This window comes from Bradyrhizobium sp. 33ap4 (genome assembly GCF_032654765.1).
Classification (GTDB): Bacteria; Pseudomonadota; Alphaproteobacteria; order Rhizobiales; family Xanthobacteraceae; genus Bradyrhizobium; species Bradyrhizobium australafricanum.
This window is the reverse complement of sequence record NZ_JAUMTJ010000170.1, coordinates 1-1,526: the sequence shown is the minus strand read 5'-3', so window position 1 is coordinate 1,526 and position 1,526 is coordinate 1. Positions and strand designations below refer to the sequence as shown.

Genomic DNA, 1,526 nt, shown 5'->3' with positions numbered 1-1,526 from the left:
TCTTACTGTGTCATAAGTGGATCGGCGGGTCGCGCCCTTTGATGAGCCGGATGCAGCAAGGACACCTTTGCATGCGGCCGAGGAGCGCGACGCTCAAGCGGCGTCGCATTGTTGCGATCGAGTTGGGGATATGACGTTCGGTCCTGAGCGGCAGAACCTCTTGGTCGGTAATTTTCGGGAAGCGGAGATTTTTTGAACGGCCGGGAGGAATGAGATCCTGAGGGGGGAATCGTCTCCCGTTCGGAGATCAGGAATCCGTAGGCGGCGATACATAGCGTGGCGTGATGGTGGAAGCCGCGCCAACCCCGCCCTTCGAAGTGGTCAAGACCAGTCTCCTGCTTGAGTTCCTGGTAGTCGCGTTCGATGCGCCAGCGTAACTTGGCAAGATCAACGAGATGGGCAAAGCCGATGTCGGGCGGGAGGCTCGACAGCCAGTACTTTGTCGGCTCCTTCTCACCTTTCGGCCACTCGATGAGAAGCCATTCTTCCGGCCAAGGCTCGCTGCGATTGAAGTCGCGCCGCGCAATGCGAATGCGCACTCGTGCAAAGCGGGATTTGAGAGGCTCGTTGGTTCCCTCGCGCCAAGCGATCGTCCGCCAGGCCTTGGCCGGAAGGCTCAAGGCAAGCTCCTTGACCTTGATCGGTTGATGCTTCGCATCGCGACGAAGCTGCTTGGTCGGCCGTCCGCGGCCGGGCACGTAGGGCTTGGGTGGCAAAGGCCCCGTGCCGGGCGCCCACACTGTGGTGCTCGAGAGAATGCCGGCGGCATAGGAAAGCTCAAGCGCAGTGAGGGCGGCGCGCAACTCGCTGTGATTGCCGTAGCCGGCGTCAATCAGAACGACGCCACGCGGCAAGCCCGCGGCGCAGGCTGCGCGGATTTGGTCGAGTGCGATCTCGATCTTGGTTTGAAAGACGATCTGGTCGGGCACGCCGGCCTTCTTGCGGCGGGCAGCGTCGGAGGCCCAAACCTCCGGCAGATAGAGCCGATAGGCCACCGGCAAGCTGGCATCATGATTGGCAACCGACAGTGACACCGCGACCTGACAATTGTCCTGTTTGCCGAGTTGACCGCAATACTGGCGTGCCACCCCAACAGAATGCGTCCCTTTCTTGGGGAACGCCGTGTCGTCGATGATCCAGGCTTCGATCGGTCCGTTACGTTCGACCGCAGGCAACACTGTCTCCCGCACCTTGGCCAGGACCTTCTCGTCCGACCACCGTCCTTCACCGATGAAGTGCAGCAGCGATTGGTGTTGCGCCGCAGTCCGCTCCGGCGCCGTCACTGCTGCCATCGGCTCTACGCTCTTGCGTTCACAGGGCATCAACAACCCCGTGCAATAATCCCGAAATGGGCGCTCGCGATCGGCATGCCCGATCACGCTCACAAGGCTATCAACGTAAGCCGAAAATCGCGTCTCGCTGGTTCCTCTCCCTCGGCGATCCATCTCGGCCTCCTCGACCACGTTGAATCTCCCTTAATATGCGATTCTCAACCCTCCAGATCGCGGCTTTCTGACTCAGTAAGA

Annotated in this window: 1 protein-coding gene; it reads right to left on the bottom strand. The window is 60.7% G+C overall.

Annotated elements, in window-relative coordinates:
* Positions 1-2 precede the first annotated feature (2 nt).
* Entirely contained in the window at positions 3-1,445 is a 1,443-nt protein-coding gene (locus Q2M23_RS43540) for an IS701 family transposase (protein ID WP_410469847.1), read from the bottom strand.
* Between the last annotated feature and the right edge of the window lie 81 nt (positions 1,446-1,526).